Source organism: Granulicella mallensis MP5ACTX8, assembly GCF_000178955.2.
GTDB classification, from domain to species: Bacteria; Acidobacteriota; Terriglobia; order Terriglobales; family Acidobacteriaceae; genus Granulicella; species Granulicella mallensis.
This window is the reverse complement of sequence record NC_016631.1, coordinates 3,498,795-3,517,578: the sequence shown is the minus strand read 5'-3', so window position 1 is coordinate 3,517,578 and position 18,784 is coordinate 3,498,795. Positions and strand designations below refer to the sequence as shown.

Annotated in this window: 13 protein-coding genes; 10 read left to right on the top strand and 3 right to left on the bottom strand. The window is 57.4% G+C overall.

Annotation, left to right across the window (positions count from 1 at the left end; all coding sequences use genetic code 11):
* Positions 1-66: 66 nt before the first annotated feature.
* Both ACIX8_RS14210 and ACIX8_RS14205 read left to right on the top strand, forming a co-directional pair.
* Positions 67-1,368 (top strand): M23 family metallopeptidase, encoded by a 1,302-nt coding sequence (locus ACIX8_RS14210; RefSeq protein ID WP_014266039.1) that lies wholly within the window; start codon positions 67-69, stop codon positions 1,366-1,368.
* Positions 1,369-1,640: 272 nt separating this feature from the next.
* Entirely contained in the window at positions 1,641-2,186 is a 546-nt protein-coding gene (locus tag ACIX8_RS14205; protein WP_014266038.1) for a glutathione peroxidase, read from the top strand.
* Positions 2,187-2,680: 494 nt separating this feature from the next.
* On the opposite strand, the gene ACIX8_RS14200 is transcribed toward ACIX8_RS14205, so the two are convergent.
* The gene (locus ACIX8_RS14200; protein ID WP_014266037.1) at positions 2,681-4,924 is read right to left on the bottom strand and encodes a winged helix-turn-helix domain-containing protein; all 2,244 of its coding nucleotides are present in this window, start codon (positions 4,922-4,924) and stop codon (positions 2,681-2,683) included.
* Between the two features lie 79 nt (positions 4,925-5,003).
* On the opposite strand from ACIX8_RS14200, the gene ACIX8_RS26680 reads away from it, so the two are divergent.
* Genes ACIX8_RS26680 through ACIX8_RS14190 form a run of 3 tightly spaced genes read left to right on the top strand, consistent with a single transcriptional unit; the run spans position 5,004 to position 6,809 of the window.
* Positions 5,004-5,279 carry an MFS transporter small subunit gene (locus ACIX8_RS26680; protein ID WP_449548006.1) on the top strand — a complete coding sequence of 92 codons (276 nt, stop codon included), beginning with the start codon at positions 5,004-5,006 and terminating at the stop codon, positions 5,277-5,279.
* Positions 5,280-5,301: 22 nt separating this feature from the next.
* Positions 5,302-5,772, top strand: a complete 471-nt coding sequence (locus ACIX8_RS14195; protein WP_014266036.1) for a Cif family virulence factor — start codon at positions 5,302-5,304, stop codon at positions 5,770-5,772.
* Positions 5,769-6,809 (top strand): cellulase family glycosylhydrolase, encoded by a 1,041-nt coding sequence (locus ACIX8_RS14190; protein ID WP_014266035.1) that lies wholly within the window; start codon positions 5,769-5,771, stop codon positions 6,807-6,809. The genes ACIX8_RS14195 and ACIX8_RS14190 overlap by 4 nt, the downstream gene beginning before the upstream one ends.
* A gap of 457 nt (positions 6,810-7,266) precedes the next feature.
* Here the strand turns inward: ACIX8_RS14190 and ACIX8_RS14185 are convergent, their stop codons facing one another.
* Positions 7,267-7,686, bottom strand: coding sequence for a DUF1016 N-terminal domain-containing protein (locus ACIX8_RS14185; RefSeq protein ID WP_052310617.1), 420 nt, complete (start codon positions 7,684-7,686; stop codon positions 7,267-7,269).
* A gap of 217 nt (positions 7,687-7,903) precedes the next feature.
* Between ACIX8_RS14185 and ACIX8_RS24625 the strand changes: the two genes are divergently transcribed.
* On the top strand, positions 7,904-10,348 hold the full coding sequence (locus ACIX8_RS24625) for a Peptidase M64, IgA (protein ID WP_014266034.1): 2,445 nt from the start codon (positions 7,904-7,906) through the stop codon (positions 10,346-10,348).
* Between the two features lie 287 nt (positions 10,349-10,635).
* On the opposite strand, the gene ACIX8_RS14175 is transcribed toward ACIX8_RS24625, so the two are convergent.
* Positions 10,636-13,017, bottom strand: coding sequence for a winged helix-turn-helix domain-containing protein (locus ACIX8_RS14175; RefSeq protein WP_014266033.1), 2,382 nt, complete (start codon positions 13,015-13,017; stop codon positions 10,636-10,638).
* A 134-nt stretch (positions 13,018-13,151) separates the two neighbouring features.
* Here ACIX8_RS14175 and ACIX8_RS14170 point away from each other — a divergent pair, with 134 nt between their 5' ends.
* Genes ACIX8_RS14170 through ACIX8_RS26675 form a run of 4 tightly spaced genes read left to right on the top strand, consistent with a single transcriptional unit; the run spans position 13,152 to position 18,686 of the window.
* Positions 13,152-13,511 carry a hypothetical protein gene (locus ACIX8_RS14170; protein WP_014266032.1) on the top strand — a complete coding sequence of 120 codons (360 nt, stop codon included), beginning with the start codon at positions 13,152-13,154 and terminating at the stop codon, positions 13,509-13,511.
* Positions 13,511-17,881, top strand: coding sequence for an NHL domain-containing protein (locus ACIX8_RS24620; protein ID WP_014266031.1), 4,371 nt, complete (start codon positions 13,511-13,513; stop codon positions 17,879-17,881). Before ACIX8_RS14170 ends, ACIX8_RS24620 begins: the two co-directional genes overlap by 1 nt.
* A 10-nt stretch (positions 17,882-17,891) precedes the next feature.
* Positions 17,892-18,467: an outer membrane protein gene (locus ACIX8_RS14160; RefSeq protein ID WP_044176784.1), complete on the top strand. Its 576-nt coding sequence runs from the start codon at positions 17,892-17,894 to the stop codon at positions 18,465-18,467.
* Positions 18,468-18,473: 6 nt separating this feature from the next.
* On the top strand, positions 18,474-18,686 hold the full coding sequence (locus ACIX8_RS26675) for an MFS transporter small subunit (protein WP_044176781.1): 213 nt from the start codon (positions 18,474-18,476) through the stop codon (positions 18,684-18,686).
* Positions 18,687-18,784: the final 98 nt, after the last annotated feature.

The window sequence follows — 18,784 nt, the reverse complement described above, 5'->3', positions numbered from 1 at the left end:
TGCTACGGATTTCGGGCTGACAAACTAAGAAATGTCACGGACATGCTTTGAGGCTAGAATCGACTTGTGAGAACTCCAATCAACAATGCAAGTATCCTTCTGCTGCCGTTATTGCTGACTCTGTCTGGCTGCAGCAAGCCTTCTTTGGATGTGCTCTCCTCCCCGACCGTTATTGGGCCGGCGACTCCCATTGCCGTCCACATCCACGATCCTCATGGTGTTAGCAGGCTCACTGCCACGGTGACGCAGAACGGCGCGAAGTATCAGGCATGGGAGACAAACGCCACATCCAAAAACATCGATACGACCTTCAATTTTCAGGTCGGCGTTAAGACTACTCCCCAGTTGCATGACGGCCCTGCCCACCTGGTCCTCGAAGCCACGTCCGGCGGCCTGCTCCACGGCACCTCTCGCTGGGAACGCGACGTCAACGTGGTCACCCAGCCGCCTCTTGTCAGCGCGGACTCCGACCAGCACTATCTCTATCTGGGCATGGCCGACCTGGCTACCATGAACATCACCGGCAACTACACCTCTGCTGGAATCCGGGTCGGCGACCAGACCTTCCGTGCGTGGCCGATGCCTGGCGGTAAACCTGGCTTGTTCTCCTTGTTTGCCTTTGCGTGGAATATGCCTGCCAGTACGACTCCGCTGGCCTATGCTTCAAACGGCTCCGGCAACGACGTGACTACGCCGCTGACCGTCATCTTCCCGAAGAGGGAACAGCCCGTGTACACGCAGCACCAGATTCAGATCTCCGATCAGTTCATGCAGAAGGTGCTTGGCGAGCTGGACCCCAATGGCACGGGCGATCCTGTCGCTCGGTTCGTGAAGATCAATACCGAGATGCGGCAGGCCAATAACAAGACGCTGTCCGACCTGCGTCTCAAGACTGCCGACCACTTCCTCTGGCACGAGCCCTTCGCGCGTCAGTCGCACGCGCAGGCCGAGGCGACCTTTGCTGACGTGCGCAGCTACATCTACCATGGCCAGAAAATCGATCAGCAGGTGCATCTCGGCTACGACCTCGCCGTTACCCAGCATGTTGGTGTTGAGGCGTCGAATGATGGCCGTGTCGTCTGGGCGTCGCCTCTGGGCATCTATGGCAACTGCATCGTGGTGGACCATGGATATGGCCTGCAGACCATCTATGGCCACATGAGCCGGATCGACGTACATGTGGGCGACGAGGTCAAGCGCTCGCAGATCATGGGACTGAGCGGCATGACTGGGATGGCTGGCGGAGACCACATTCACTTTGCCATGCAACTCGATGGGGTCCAGATCGACCCCAAAGAGTGGTGGGACGCGCACTGGATTCAGGACCACGTCGTTCGCCGTGTCGATGTGCCCGGCTTCGGCAAATAATTACCGGTCCCATTCGCCGGATTGAGTGGCAGGCGTCGAGTTCCTCCTCTTGTCTGAGGCGGCCTACTCGGCTGATGAATCCGGACTTAACGTCAATTGGCTGCCCTAATGGCAGTGCTGCTGGTGACGCTGCAGAACTCTGGCGCGCTGCATGGATCATCGCTGGAATTGCCGACCGAGCAGGGCACTCGGTACGAACATCGGCGACGGCGCTGTCGCCTAAGTCAGCCGCACGGGTACACTGGGAATGTAACGATTTTTGTGAGGCGCCCGTGCGAAAGATCTTCCTGATGCTGATGTTGTTGTTCCTGAGTGGCGTGGCTGTGGCCGATGGCGGCGCGCCCGTCTACAAGTTCAAACTGAGCACCATCGATGGTGACCCCACCACGCTGGGTGCCTACAAGGGCAAGGTGCTGCTGGTGGTCAACGTCGCCAGCGCCTGCGGATTTACGCCGCAGTACACGGCCCTCGAGGCCGTCTACGAGAAGTACAAGGACAAGGGCCTGGTGATCGTCGGCGTGCCGGCGAATAACTTCGCCAACCAGGAGTCCGGCACCAATGCAACGATCAAGGAGTTCTGCAGCGCCAAGTTCCACGTGAAGTTTCCGATGATGGCGAAGGTCTCGGTAAAGGGCGACGATAAGACGCCGCTTTACCAATACCTCACTGCGGCGCCGAACGTTGGCGGCGAGATCAAGTGGAACTTCACCAAGTTCCTCATCGCGCGCAACGGACAGCCGATCGCTCGCTTTGAGCCTGCCGTGACGCCGGATTCGCCAGAGGTGATCTCGGCGATCGAGTCTGCGCTGAAGTCATAGTCGCTGCGATGCGTGAAAGCCCGCTCTTCAGAGCGGGCTTTTTCTTTTGAAGCTGCATCTTGTGTAGAAACTGAAAGTTCGCAGTCCCGTCACTTTCCCCTGCAAGAGAAAACCCATCCGCAGAGGATGGGTTCTAAGCTACTGAATATTTGGAGGCGCGGGTCGGGATCGAACCGACGCATAAAGGTTTTGCAGTTTTGGTAGTTTCATTTAACCAGTTGATAAAACTGGGAAATTTCGTCGAAAGTAGTGCCCGAAGAGGGTGGGTTTAATACCGTTTTGTCCCTTATTGACTGCCAATTGGATGCCATAATTTTGGAATTTTTGTAGCACCCACGTTACATTGGATCGTCAAAATGTCGGCCAGCCTCGGCCACTGGGCGTGTGCACCAAATGAACAAAACTGTCAGCACGGGCTTAGCGTGCTTGAAATTCCGTTTAGGGTCTTCTCCTCTGAATATGGCAACCATGAATCGACTTCCTGGCAAGAATCGTCATTTCCGCTCCAACGTCAGGGCATAGATGTCATCGGTTCCTTCGTCGCGAAGCAGCATTGGTGCGTCGGCTGGGTCAAGGCCCATCCACAACGTATAAGTGCCGGTGTACCGCGCGCCTTTCAGATCGGCAACGCTTTCCTGTTTCCCATCCTCGGCGCGAATGCGCAGGACTGCCGGATCGGTCGTCCACCGGACGTAGTATATCCACCGGCCGTCGTGGGACCATTCGGGAAAAGCCACGGCGCCGGTATACAGCGTTGTCCATTTTCCGCTCGATAGGTTGAAAAGTTTCATGCTCATAGTGTCGAGAGTCATGGCGGCAATTGAACGGCCATCGGGCGACCAGTGGGGTACTAGGAGACCGTCCGAAGCAGGAATGATCGCGGCTGTGTGGCTCGCGATATCGAGGATGCGCAGGTCGGACTTGGCGCTTGCGCCGACATTGGGCGACGTGGAAAAAACTATCCTTCGCCCGTCGGGCGACCAGCTTGGATCCGTCTCCGCCTGGCGATCATCGGGCGAAATGCGTTGCGGCTTTCCGCTTCCATCTGAGGGAACGACGAAAATGACATCGACGCCGTCCGCGGTGCGGTTCACAAAGGCAATCTGCGACCCGTCGGGGGACCAGCGCACCGATTTCGGGTACACGGGAGGTTCGGTCAGTTGAATGGGGTTGCTGCCGTCTAGATTGGCTCGCCAGAGAATGCCCGCGGGGTAGGAGACATATGCCACCGATTTGCCGTCGCTCGAAAAGGAGACGAACTCTGCCGAGATGCCGGAGAGAAAGGGCTTAAACTGGCTGGATTTTATGTCGAAGCGAACAAGTTCACCACGTTTAGTGAGTCCTGATGCGAAGATTTTCTTCCCATCAGGGCTTGAAATGGGCCGATCCCAGACGGTGGGGCCAAAGGTGAGTTGAACTGGACTTGAAGGTCGGTTCGAACCGAATCCTGGTTGGTCCTCAAGGAGCCAGATCTGACCGTCGGCTACGAAGACGAATCTTCCATCCGGTGTCCATTTTCCGCTCCACTGGGTGGACGACTTACTCCATCCGGGCAAGAGCTGGCGTAGATTGGCTCCGTCCGCTGAAACTTCCCATAACAAACCGTCTTTTGAAAACCGAATCGTGTCCCCATTGGGCGACCATGCTATGGACCTCACATAGCCTCCGGATGAGGCGATTCGATGTGCCTCCGAGCCGTCGCGCCGCATCACGCTTATATCGCCACTCGCCGAGGCGTAAACGATCTTCTCTCCGTCGGGCGACCAGGCTGCTGAGGAAACCGCACTTCCAAGACGGTGAAGAGAGCCGCCTACCAAGCGAAAACTCCACAGCGAAGACGCGGGGCCCTGGCCGCCTGCCTGGGAGATGATCAGCAGAGTGGATCCGTCCGGCGAAACGTCCCCGCTCCATGGTTCCTCTATCGCAACGTGGATGGGCGCCTCCGCTCCGCCAGCGACTGAGACTTCTTCGATACCGCTCGTTTCCAGTTGGGTGAAATAGATTCTGCTTCCGTCGGTTCCGCCGATGGACTTAGTGCGGCCGTCATCTGTGATTTGCGTATACGTGGATATGTGCAGATGGGCCGGATGCTTCGATCTGATCGCAAGATACACAGCCAGCAATACCACCCCTGCCGCAGCCCAGAGCAACCAACGCGTGGCAGGCGGACCAACGGTGCGGTCGAGCGAGCGCTGCCAGCCGAACCATCCAGCGACAGTCGCCGCGCTTGACGTCAAGGAACTTGGCAGCATCGCGATAGCCCGGCTGGTTGCCCCCGCAGGGAGCGGCAGATCAGCCGATACATCGCCGTCTGTCTCGATCTCCTCTTCTTCCATGGTGATCTGAGTGATCGACTCGCTGGTGTTGAACACTATCTGTTGCTGAACCTGTTCCTGCGGATCCGGGTGCCGCTCGATTTCCAATGCCGCAGTGAACCGGTAGCCGCGTCCAGGAATGGTCTCGATGATCTTTCGTCCTGAATCGTGCCGTGAGAGAGCTTTGCGCAGCAGAAAGACATGCTGGGCCAGGTTGCTCTCCTCCACAAACTGATCTGGCCAGAGAGACTGCAGCAATTCATCCTTGCTGGCGACTCGATCCCGGTGATCGATGAGATAAAGCAACAGATCGAAGCTTTTGCGATTCAACGCAATCGGCTCTCCTCGCCACTGAAGAGTCCAAGCGGGGCGATCAATTACATAGTTTTCAAATCGAATTAGGTGATTTATTTCCAGCAGCATAAGTCGATTGATCGGGAATTGATCCGGGATTGAGAACAGATTGAGGGCGGAATTGCGAGGCGTGTGGCATAACCGAAGTATGCCACTGACTCATAACCCGGCGAAACCGCGAACGCCTCGCGAGAAGGATACCAAAGAGGCCCAGTTTGCTGATTGGTCTTCACACAACCTTCTTCCAAGACACTTTCAAAACACTACTAAAGAGCAACTCAGCTCCTCATCCAAAGCAAAGAGAGCATCGCGTTTGAAGTTAGTCCTGGCCTGGTCAGTCGTACTGCTGCCGTTGGCGTGGGGCCTTTACGAAACGGGGCGGAGCGTCATTCCGCTGATCCGCACACTCAGACACGAATTTTGACTTCCACTTCAGGAGTTTCCCCATGAGCCGCCATTTCCGGTCACGCAACTCTCTGCTCTCCACTGCCTTTATCTTGCTCTTGTTGACCTTCACCGTGACTCTTCCGCCAATGGGCCAATCCGTCGATGCGGATGTTCAGGAGTTCCTCACGGCTTGGGATGCTGCAGGGAACGCTCACGCCGCAGATGGTATCCTGCGGCTCCATGCCGAGGACTGCGTCGCTGTCAACCGCTTCGGCACCTCACTCGTCGGCAAGCAGGCGACCGCTGGACAGATGGAACGACTCCCTAAGGAGATCTTCAAGGACGCACATCTCCCTCCACTTCAGCTCCTGAATTTGCGCTCGGTCACCCCTGATCTTGTGATTCTGCAAGCGTCGTGCCAAAATCCGTCGTTGCATCCACTACCTGCCCCACAAGTAAGCGGCATGATCGTGTCAATACTCCGGCGACGGAACGGCTCTGGATCTCTGGCTGAAGAAAGGGAAGTATGACAACAAATTCAAATCTCTACGTCTCAGGACGTTTCTTAAATACGCGTTCTGGGTCGAAGCTTATTCTTCGCGGCATCAATCTCCCGCTCCTGGATGATTGGGAGTTTCCTGGTTCGGACTACCTCGATGCGGTAACACAATCCAACGCCAACGCCATCCGGATCCAGTGGTACAAGCAATATCCGCAGCCAGCACCTCCAAACCCTCAAAGAGGGCCCTACCCCCTTTCAGCGCTGGATAACTTTCTCCATCGTTGTGCGCAAGCTCAGATGGTTCCCATTCTTATGCTCGCCGATCTCACTTGCTCTTCCGATACGAGCCAGCTCAACTCGACGCTTGTCGCCTGGTGGACCAATCCGGACGTGGTCGCCGTGCTGCAAAAACACGCAGAGTACCTCATCATCAACATCGGCAACGAGGTCGGCTACTATCATTGGGCTGGCAACTCATCCGATGTGCTTGCCGCGTATGTGTCTGACTATGCGAAGGCCATCAATAGCATCCGCGCTGTGGGACTCAACGTTCCCCTCATGATCGATGCCACCGATTGCGGCTCGTCACTGGATGTTTTCCTCACCATCGGCGAGCAGCTCATCGAGGTCGATCCTCTCCATAACATCCTTCTAAGCGCACATGCTTATTGGGCGGGATACAACGGACTCGACTGGATCGAGTCCTGCGTCTCCGCCGCCCTTCCCATCGTCTTCGGCGAGATCTCCAATATTCAGGACGGTGACACGGCTGACACCTACTACTCGCTTGATGCTGAAGGCAGGAACCCTTGGCCTCCCGCTCCAAATGGTTTCACCTATCAGGCCTTGCTGGCAGCCGCCTTTCACCACGAAATAGGATGGCTCGCATGGTCTTGGGGTCCTGATAAGAACCCGGATCGTAGGCTAAGTGCGGACGGCGCGTTTACATCGCTCACTACATGGGGCGAGGACTTCCTCCAGAATCCGACCTACGGACTCGCTGCCCACAGCCAACGCCACAAACTTCTCTCAACGCTGCCTGAGTCTCATCACAGGAAGCCCTAATTCAACAGTTGAATTGGACTAATCAGGAGAATTGACGTTGGTTCCAGGCTTCGAGTTGCGGACCTACCGCCGCGTCCAGCGATTCTCGGGATTACATTCCAAAAAGTGCGCCGCGGTTGAGTGCGCCTTCCATAGGCAAACTTCGACTGCGAGCCAAATAATTCCCAAAGCAACACGCTAAGGTGTTGAGATAATTTGGAGACGCGGGGCGGGATCGAACCGACGGATAAATGTTTTGCAGTTTTTGTAGCTTCATCTGGGTAGTTGATAAAACTAGGTATTTCCGTCGAAGGTCGTGCCCAGAATGAGGTGGTTGCTCCCGAGGTTAGAAATCAAAATGATAGAGGGCCTTCAGTATTTGTTGCGCCATATCAGATTGGGCTTGAGGGAGAGTTCAAGGAGAATTCGTTTCCGCCTCGCCTTGGCGCTCGAAAAGCTTAGTCATCAATCTGATGCACTAGTACTGCGCGGCTCCAGCCATACTCGATGGCTGCATGAGCGTACCATTCGCGCTCGGGCCCAGCAGGCACACGCAAATTTGAATATTGTGTTCCCACGGCAATTTGGCAACAAGCTGTTGCACAATTGAAGCGTCCGGCCATTCTTTGACTATGTCTCGCATATTGCGAAGATTGCGAGCGCCAAACCTTTCTATTCCGGGAAATTCTCTCCTCAGGTCTGCGGCCAAACGATCTATCACCTTCGCTCCCCAGCCCTCAATTTCCTGACGTTCGGCTATCTGTAGCCCGACTTGCCAGTGTAGGAGCCGCAGTTCACGATTTACGGCGAATGCTGCTCGCATTTGAGCTGAACTGAATCGCTGCTTGATTTCAGCAAGCAGTCTTTCGTACTCAACGTTCGAAATTGCCGATTCCATTCGCAGCTGTCCCGCTTCAGCCTACCTTTCTCAACATAGGACGATTGAGCCTCAATTGAGTGGCGATTGAGCTGAAATTGAGGACGCCAGTCCGGCAGCTGTGGGAGAACAGGGTTGGGCCTAGTGCATATCTTCTAAGGGAGAATTCCCATGCCATCTCGGCCATGATCGCTCACCACTAGAAACCTGAAAATCACCTATTTAAAGGAGTACTGAAATGTCGACATGGAACTACGACTGGTTTCCGCTACCGGGTCAAGCGGTATTCGACCTCAATCAACAACACGTCACAGCAGTTTCACGTGCACCCGGCAATCTTGATCTGTTCGTCGTCGGTAATGACGGACATGTATGGTCAACCTACTGGAATGACAGCAGCGGCTGGAACTCCGACTGGTTTCCGCTGCCGGGACAGGCGGTGTTCGATCTAGAACATCAGCATGTTGCGGCTGTCTCCCGTGCGCCCGGCAATCTTGACCTGTTCATCGTCGGCAACGACAGCCATGTATGGTCAACCTACTGGAATGACAGCGCCGGCTGGAGCGCCGACTGGTTTCCACTGCCGGGACAGGCGGTGTTCGATCTCACCACGCAGCAGGTTGCCGTGGTCTCCCGCGGCGCGGGCGATCTCGACCTGTTCATTGTTGGTAATGATAGTCACGTTTGGTCGACGTACTGGCATGACAGCACCGGTTGGAGCGCCGACTGGTTTCCACTGCCAGGGCAGGCGGTGTTCGATCTAGAACATCAGCATGTTGCGGCTGTCTCCCGTGCGCCCGGCAATCTTGACCTGTTCATCGTCGGCAACGACAGCCATGTATGGTCTACCTTCTGGAATGACAGTGCCGGCTGGAGCGCCGACTGGTTTCCACTACCAGGGCAAGCGGTGTTCGATCTCACCACGCAGCAGGTTGCCGTGGTCTCCCGCGGCGCTGGCGATCTCGACCTGTTCATTGTGGGTAATGATAGTCACGTATGGTCGACGTACTGGCATGACAGCACCGGTTGGAGCGCCGACTGGTTTCCACTGCCAGGGCAGGCGGTGTTCGATCTCGCCACGCAGCATGTTGCCGTGGTATCACGCGCTGCGGGCAATCTCGACCTGTTCATCGTCGGCAACGACAGCCATGTATGGTCTACCTTCTGGAATGACAGTGCCGGCTGGAGCGCCGACTGGTTTCCACTACCAGGGCAGGCAGTGTTCGATCTCGCCACGCAGCAGGTTGCTGCGGTATCACGTGCTGCGGGCAATCTCGACCTGTTCATCATTGGTAACGATAGCCACATTTGGAGCACGTACTGGCCCGGGCCAGATGTATCGATGACGAGGCTGATCGACAACGGCCCATTCGGCTCGAAGGTCACGATGGTTGTCGTCGGCGATGGGTTCGCCGTAGCGGACCAGGATAACTACAACAGCAGTGTAGACGCTCTGCTTACGAATGGTATTTTTACGCAGGACTTCTACGCGGCAAATAAGTCAGCTTTCAACCTTGTGCGACTGAATGTGAACTCCAACCAATCGGGGGTAAGCACGAAGACGTACGACGACTCTACCGGCAAGGTGGTCTCCACCACCACAAGCGATACATATTTCGGAGCAATCTACAACGGTGATTGGAATCACTTCTGGGTTGAGGATGGGCCTAACACCGCGAAACTGCTAACCGATCTATTGAACCAGTGGGTGCCGGATTACCGCCTCATCTTCCTGCTGCTCAATAATCCGGGATTCGGCGGGAGTGGCGGGGGAGGCCGGTTGACGCTGCCACTGGGTGTCACCTGGTCGACCGTTGCGCACGAGTGTGGTCACGCGCTTGGGGCCCTCGCTGACGAGTACCATTTAGAAAACGAAGCGTACACCGGCTCGGAACCCAGTCAGCCGAACGTGACGATCAACACAGACCGTACAAAACTGAAGTGGGCTTCGTATGTCGCAACGACGACGCCCGTTCCAACCGGCAACGACGATTACACGCCGCCGAAGCCCAAAGGTTGGGACGACAACCAGGATGTGGGACTTTTTCAGGGGGGCTCGGCGGATTATTCTACGGGAATCTATCGACCCGTGATCAATTGCCGGATGAACTCGAACACTCCGCCCTTCTGCCCGGTATGCAACGCCGCGATGAGCGCGCAGACGAAGCCGTACTTGCTAGCCAGGCCGGCAGGAGGTCCAAACGTGAGCCCGAACGCGCCAGGTGATGGGTACATGAGAATGGACGTCAGCCTCCAAAACGGCAAGTTATCGATTCTGGAAGCCCACGAGGTTCAGGGACCACTCGTGCAGCCGGACACACTCACGAACGGCCTGGTATCCGAGGTGTCGGTCGACGACCAACGAGTCGCCGTCGGTGCTCATCCTGATGCGAGCGTTTCGCACTCCTTCCAGGAGCCGGGCCATGGGCCCGGGGGACATCACATCTCGGTCAGGCAGAACGTCGAGTTTGTCGTCCGGGTGCCGATCGGCGCATTGCGTGGAGTCGATCCAGCGAAGGTCACCCTCAGCGTATTCGAACTACAAGAGCATCCATCGACACCGCTCTCGCCGTTGGTGAGGCTCGCCGAACAGCCAAAACTAAAGCTCGCTTCCCAGTCGTCTGTAACACTCGACCAGGTTGAGCTACCCGCCACGTTACGATCTCTGCTACAGAAGAAATAGCTTCCATCACCACAAAACCGAGAGTGGCCCACTCAAGCTTCGCTTGAGTGGGCCACTTCTCTATGTGAAACTACACCACACTAGCCAATGACCTTCGGCGCATCTGCGCGAAACCGCGCTGCAAGGCTCGCGGGGACCTTGAGCAGATCAAGTTCCTGCTTCGGTACTCCTCAATCCAGGCGACTAAGCCGTATCTTGGGTCGGAGCAGGAGATCGCGACCGCGGTCAATAGCCTAGCTAGCTATCCCTTAGTGTCGGAAAGGTATTCAGTTTTGTCCCTGGACGACTTATTGGGTCAACGGGACCGTTTGCAGAGCTGCGAACTCTTGTTTGGCCTGCTTGAGGTACATAGCATCGGAATCGGCGTGAGCCCATAGGGTAAAGAAATGCTGATAGGCATCGATAGCCGTAGCGCGATTGCCTTCAGCGGCAAGAGCCTCGCCAAGGCCCAGCCAGGAGAGCGGGTAGTCCACGGATTCCGATTCGATCTCGCGATGGGCAATGACCGTGCGGTATTCTTTTTCCGCCAAAAGGGGCTGACCCGCGGATAGATACAGATCGCCGCGAAACTTGCGCGTGCCCAGGCCGCGGTCATTGAGCGGCCGCGTCGCTTCCATGAGGGTAATCGCCTGTTGGGGATGATGATTGGCGAGCGCGATGCTAGCCTCCACGCGTGGTCCAAAGGAATGCTGGGATAGGGTCCCTTGCGGGTATTTAGACCGCACCGCCTCCAGATCCGCCTCTGCGGTCTTGAAGTCGCCTGCCTTTGCCAACCCCGTCAGATCGTCGCCGTCTTCAGGGTCGAGTGGGACGCTGCGGAAGATGCCGATGCCCGCCTCCCTGTCGCCAGCCTCAATAAGATTCGTGCCTATGTCTTTCGTGAGAGCGTCGGCAAGTCCGGAAAGCCCTTGTTGACGGAGCAGAGCCGTCTCCTGTTGAAGCAGGCGATGGGCATCGGCGAAGCGGCCGTCCTGGACAGCCATATACACCTGCTCCAGCCGGCAAAAAGAAGCGTCCGGGTGGGCCTCGATCCATGCCAGCTCCGTGCGTAGAAGTTCGGGGTCGTGGAGCAGGGTGGCGATGTCGAGATAACCCGCGCGGATGCGATCACCATCCAGATTGTGAGCAATGGCGCTGTCGAGCGTGGCGCGCGCACCTTGTATGTTCCCGGAAGTCATTTGCGCGGAGGCAGCATCCTCATACAGGGTCTGGTTATTCGGCATGAGTGCCAAAGCCTTCAGTCCAGAGGTTACTGAATCGGCATGGTGGCCAAGGTCTCGCTGGACAAAGTAGAGACCATTCCATGCCTGGACGGAGCGAGGATAAAGCTCGGTCCAGGCATGGAAGTTTCTTTCGGCTGCAAAGAGATCCTGAGTGGAATAGGTATCGTAAAACGCGGTGATTGATAGACGAACGTTTTCGCTCGCCGTATTTCTTACTTCATAGGCCTTCACGATAGCGTTGCGGCCGTTCACAAGATCGTTCGAAGAGATGTAGTAGGCTGCAAGACCATAGCGCGCCGCGGCAAAATTCGGATCGAGCTGGAGAGCGCTCTTCAGCAGCGTAATGGCCTCGGCGAATTTCGCCTGGTTCGCCAGGAGGAGTGCCTGGGTGTAGTCCTTGAGCGCCTCGAGTGAGGCGGTGTTCGCTGGGAGGAGCGGCGTATCGAAACGGGCGATGCTGCGGCGCGATTCACCAAGCTTCCGGCGGAGGCTCGCGGCAATTCTGTCGATGCTGCGGGGCAAATCCTCCGGCTTGTCCGCTTCGTATTTGGCTGAGGCTACCACCGATCCATCGACGCAGTTACTGGCTTCCTCCGTGATGAGAAAGTGTCGCCCGACCTTCGCGATATTGCCTGACAACACACCCTGGCTGTTGGTGCGCTCGCAGACCTCGCGTGCCATCGCCGGCGTCATGACATCGCCGGGTTTGTGCATCATCTGAGTGAAGGTCGCCTTAACGGTTGAGTCCGGAACCACCGATACGTAAGGGCTCTGTGCCAGATCCATGCGGAGAGCCTGAGTCAGCGATTTATCGAGGATGGCGTCGCCGGTCGTGCCTTCCATCGGAGTGAGCACAACCTGCACTGGCGTACCGCCCGAACGGTCGAGCCAGTTCTGCCAGCCGAACCAGCCTGCGACGCAAAGCGCCACGGCGACGACAGATCCACCGACTACCCAATAGAGACGGCGCTTTCCAAGAGGAGTGGACAGCAGTGGCTGAGTGACTTCGAGTCCTCGGGAAGCCGGCTCTGACGTGTTCACTTCTTCTTCAAGAGTGATGCGAGTGATGGACTCGCTGGCACTGATCACCCTCTGATCACCGGGGTGCTGCTGCCCCTTGACCGCAGTGGCCACGACTGCAAAGCGATAGCCGCGTCCGGGAACGGTCTCGATGATCTTCAGACCGGACTCGTGCCGGGAGAGCGCCTTGCGGAGCAGAAAAATATGCTGGGTCAGGTTGCTCTCTTCGATGAACTGCTCTGGCCAAAGTGTCTGCAGCAGTTCCTCCTTGCCCACCACTCGCTCCCGGTGATCGATCAGGTAGAGCAGGAGGTCGAAGGTCTTCCGATTGAGCGGCAGGGGATCGCTCCGCCAGCTCAACTGCCATTGGGCGCGATCAATTTCATACTCTTCAAACTTGATTAAACCATTCGCAATAGAGGACATGGGCCGATTGAGCCTGAATTGAGCGGCGATTGAGCCGGACTTGAGGACGCCGTTTCAGCCGCCGTGGGAGAACTGGTTGTGCCGAGGGAAGCGGACTCGGAATTTTAGGGGATCCAGACGAGCCCAGTATAGCAATGCTGACTTCCAACATCGGAAACGACAATCCCGCTCCATCGCGCTTCACCAAGGACGACATGAAGAAAACGAAGCGGCTCTCGATTGAATTCCGGCACCGCGAAGTGACCATCACGGTTGAGGGTTCAACGCTCCATGTCCAGGACAGCGAACCGGACGCTGAGAGTGCGCCGGCGGCCTGTCCCACCTGCGGTAGTCCCTGGATCACCAGGGTTGCACCAGCGGACGGAGATGCGCCTGCCGGCATAGACAGTATTCATCGCGCGCTCCAGCAATCCGGTCTGCATGTGCAGGTCACCCCGGCCGGCCAATTTCTGATCTGCCAAAGGTCATTTGAAGAACTCAAGGAGAAATTTTGATGCCATCGTCAATCCCCGAAATCTCGCAGTTGATCTCGCACTGCATATTTCGTCATCACTCTCGTTCTCTCCGCTACGGTCTCCTAAAGGCAGTTCGACCGGCGCACTTCTTCGCACTGATGGTCGTGCTCCTGGCGTCATGGAGGCCAGTGATCGCACAGTTGGTGCAAGCAAACAGCATCTCCACTGTGGCCGGCACCCCGGGATCCCAAGGCGACTCAGGGGACGGCGGTAAGGCGACAGGCGCGAAATTCGAGATACCTTTTGGGATTCTGGTGGATCGGGCCGGCGATATTTTCATTGTCGATCCCGGGAACAATAACGTTCGCAAGATAGCGGCGTCGACTGGAATCATTACGACGGTGGCCGGCAATGGAACTAGAGGCTTTTCTGGCGATGGCGGAGCAGCGACCAGCGCGGAGTTGAATCAACCCCAAGCAGTTGCCTTGGACGCTGCCGGGAACATGTATATCACGGACACCATTAACAGTAGGGTTCGAAAGGTAGAGGCCACCACCGGAATCATTACGACGGTGGCCGGCAATGGATCCGTAACCTCCTCCGGCGATGGCGGACCAGCAACAAATGCAGGGTTGGTTCAACCGGCAGGAATAGCGCTAGATAGCGCCAACAACATTTTTGTTACGGATAGCGGAGAACCTGGTGTTCGCGAGATCAGCGCAACGACTGGCATCATCACCACCGTGATCAGCAATGCATCGACACCCAACCCAGGCTTCAGCCACCAGTTATCAGGTATCGCAATCGACGGCTCAGGCAATGTTTTCATTGTCGACACCGACAGGTACGCAGTCTTCAAGCTAACCACGGGCACTGGAACGGTATCCGTCGTTGCTGGCAATGGCACACGAGGCTTCTCCGGCGATGGCGGCGCTGCCACTAGCGCTGAACTGGCCTATCCCCAGGCGGTCGCGCTCGATACCGCCGGAAACCTATACATCAGCGACGGCGACTACAGATCCAATAACATTCGCAAGGTCACAGCGGCCACGGGAATCATATCCACAGTTGCCGGCGATGGCACCGCTGAATTTAGCGGCGATGGGGGTGCGGCGGTCGATGCCAGGTTGAATGAACCCGGAGGCGTAGCTCTGGATACCGCAGGCAATCTTTATATTGCTGACGTGAATAATAGCGTCGTCCGCGAAGTATCGCCTCTCATCTTTCCGGCAACAAATGTCGCCAGCGGCAGCGCGCCGCAGAACCTTTTGCTTCAGACGACCTCCGCCGAGACCATCACCAGCTTCACCGTGCCGGTCTCTCAGGGCAGCAAACAGGAGTACACGGTCGGCACGGTCGCCGGCTGCGTTGTGGATGGCGTGACTTCAAATCCAGCCGGGACCATCTGCACCATCTCGATCACCTTCAGCCCCGGCTATCCGGGACTTCGCCCCGTGCCTATTCAAGCCGTCACCAGCGCTGGCAATGTGAATATTGGCCTGAATGGGCTGGGTGTCGGCCCGCTCGCGGCGCTCACGCCGGGAATCATCACCACCATTGCGGGCAACGGCACTTCCGGCTACACCGGCGACGGTGGCCCAGCGACGAGCGCCGGTATGTATGAGCCGCAGGGCGTGGCGTTGGACAACGCAGGAGATGTCTACTTCGCCGATTTCTATCATCATGTGGTTCGCAGAATCGATGCCGCTTCCGGAATCATTACAACGGTTGCGGGCAATGGAACAGAAGGTTTTAGTGGAGACGGAGGCTCGGCGACCAGCGCGGAGCTCAATTATCCCGAGGGAATCTCCTTGGACAGTGCCGCCAACCTCTACATCGCGGACAGTGGGAACTACAGAGTTCGCAAAGTCGATGCAGCGACCGGCATCATTACTACCGTTGCGGGAGACGGTGCCAAGACTGACTCAGGCGACGGCGGCCTCGCTGTCAACGCCGGGTTCCGGGCCATTTCGGACGTGAAGTTCGACAGCCACGACAACATGTATATCGCCGACTCCCTCTCCATCCGTCGCGTAGACGTAGTCAGCGGCACCATCACCACCATCGCAGGAAATGGGCCCGGCGGCGACGGCGTTCTGGCCATCGACTCCTATGTCTACCCTTACTCGCTGGCCTTCGACAGCTTGGACAATCTCTATCTCGTCTCTCCAACCCAGGGTAACGTGCGTGTGATAACCGCCGCTAACGGCTACATCAGCACCATCGCAGGCAATGGCGTGCCAGACTCGAAGCATAGCGGGGATGGCGGCCCGGCGACGAGTGCCGGCTTGGCCGAACCTGATTACGTGGCCGTGGACAGCGCGGGCGACCTCTACATCTCAGAGGCGGCGGGCAGCTATATACGCATGGTCACCGCCGATACCGGGATCATCTCCTCCATTGGCGGCACTGGACTCGACGATGTCAATTTGCCGGGCGACGGCGGTCCGGCGACGGCTGCGGCTATTGCCTCTCCGACCGGCATTGCTCTCGATGGTTTCGGCAATATTTATATCGGAAGCTACGTAGCCGAACGAATTCGCAAGATCAATGTCTCCGAGTCCGCGCTCGTTTGGCCCACTCCTACTAACGTTGGAATTCCGGATAACTCCGATGATCCTGAGACAGCGATTCTGACCGACATCGGCAACTTCCAGATGAATGTTCCGTTCGCCACATCCCCAGCAAATCCTGTTATCACGAAGGGTTGGCTGCTCGACTCAACCTCGACATGCTCACCCAATGGTCTTACGCCGCTGACTCTCAATTCAGGCCAGGCGTGCACCCTGCCAGTGGACTTCACGCCGACCGCTTCGGGAACGAATAACGGAACGCTGGTTCTCACCGACAATTCTCTGAATGTTCCAACATCGACTCAGACCATCAGTTTGACCGGTACGGGCGTGGGCCAGGCGGCAGGGCCGCAACCCGTGCTTACACCGGCGACAATCAACTTCGGCAGCCTGACGGTCGGGACCACGAGTGCCGCGCAGACGGCGACCCTCAGCAATACGGGTGGCGTTCCGCAGTCAATCAGCAGCTTTGGATTCTTCGGTAGCAACACCAGTTCCTTCACCCAGAGCAACAACTGCGGACCCAGCCTGGCTGCGGGAGCAAGCTGCTCCATCGCGATTACCTGCACTCCAGCGGCAGCGGGATCTCTTTCCGCAAACCTCGGCGCGAACTTCCCGTCGCCGGAGCCCCAGCTCTCGATCGCCTTGACCTGCACTGGAACGGCCGCCGCAGCCCCGCAAGTGACTCTGACTCCTGCTTCGCTGAGCTTTACCACGGTCGCGGGATCCACTCCCGCTCCGCAAGTGGCGACGCTGACCAACGGTGGCACCGCGGCTCTGGTCATCTCCCAGGTGTCCATCGGCGGAGCCACTGGTGGGGCCTTCTCTCAAACCAATACCTGCGGAACCTCGTTGGCGGCGGGTGCGAGTTGCGCCATTACCGTTGGTTTTAGCGGGACAGGGGTGGGCAGTTATGTGGCCGCGCTTCAGGTCGCCGACAATGCTCCATCCACACCCCAGGCAGTCACGCTCAGCGGAACGGTAACCGCCGCATCCGCCCCAGCGGCTACTCTTACTCCAGCCTCGCTTGCCTTTTCGACGACGACGGGGACCACATCGGCTACGCAGAACGTGACGCTGACCAACACTGGCCATGCTCCGCTCACGATTACTGGCATCGGTCTGACGGGAGCCAACAGCGCGGCCTTTGCAAGCACCAGCACCTGTGGCAGCACGCTTGCTGCGGGCGCGTCCTGCATCATCTCAATGACGTTTGATCCCACCTCAACCGGTACAGATGCTGCCACGCTGTCGGTGAGCGACAACGCCCCGGGTTCACCGCAAACAAGCTCACTCACAGGAGTCGCAACCGCTCCACCTGCTGCCGCGGATTTCTCCATCGCGGCCACGCCCGCAAGCCAATCCGTGACAGCGGGAGGCAGTGCGGTTTACCAGGTCAACCTCGCCTCGATCAATGGCAGCTTCACTCAGACAGTCACCTTCGTCGCAAGCGGCCTTCCGACCGGGGCTACGGTCACCTTCACGCCCGCTTCGGTAACTCCGGGAAGCGCCGGATCGAGTTCGACCATGACGATTCAAACTCCCATTCAGCAGGCAGCAGGCGGGACTGGGCCTCCACTATGGCCCTTCACAGCTCCTGTATTTGCAGCCGCGCTGCTGCTCTTCCCAGGCAAACGATTCCGACCCGGGAAGAAAGGCCTGAGAGTCTTCACAAACTTCGTGTGCATCATGGCCTTGCTTGGTCTTGCGGCGTCAACGATAGGCTGCGGCGGCGGCTTCGCGCTGCCATCGTCGGCCAAAACTTACACCATCACTGTGACCGGTGCCAGCGGATCGGACACCCACTCCACCACAGTCACGCTGACCGTGCAGTAAACGAGGACCTATGACCATGCGTTCACTCCTTACCCTGTTGCTCCTGTCGATTGCGTCCGTCAACTTGATGGCGCAGACTCAGCCCTCCAACGAGATCGCGCTGGACTACACCTACGTTCACACCAATGCGCCACCGGGTGGCTGCGGATGTTTTTCCATGAACGGCGGAAGCGGATCGTATGCCTATCATTTCGGTCCGCAGTTCGCCGCAGTGATCGAGGTTGGAGCCGTGCATGCTTCGAAGATAGATTCTACCGGCCTCGACCTGACGCTGACGTCGTATCTGGGGGGGCCACGGTTCTACTACCGCAGACCCCATGCTCGTTTTGTTCCTTACGGCCAGGTGCTGCTGGGCGCAGTGCGCGCAACCGGAGGACTGGCTCCGGCTAACTCGGGCGGAGCCTCTTCGTCGACGGTCTTTGGTTCGGCCTTAGGTGGCGGCGTTGAGTTCAACGTAAGCCGCAGAATCACACTCCGCGTTGCGCAGGTCGACTACTTCGTGACCACCTTTGACAACAAGATAGACGGCCACCAAAACAACCTTCGTATCACCACTGGCGTAGCCTATCACTTCGGAAAACGGTGAAATCCGATGATCACGAAAATCAATGTTTCTACGAGCAACAGAGGGGCTGTCCCAGACATAGGCGAGCAGCCTTCCTGCTTCTCGCAAGCAAAGCGAACATCTCGCTCGAAGCTACTCCTGGCCTGGTCCATCGTCGTGCTGCCGTTGGCGTGGGGCCTCTATGCAACCGGGCGGACTGCCGCTCCACTGATCCGCGCGCTCCTGTCGCACAATCACTGAATCTCTTATAACTAAAACAACGAGGCTTAACCTATGCGATCCTGCACCCATCCTCACAATCATTCTCACCGCTCCTCCAGCACTTTGTCCGTTGTTCT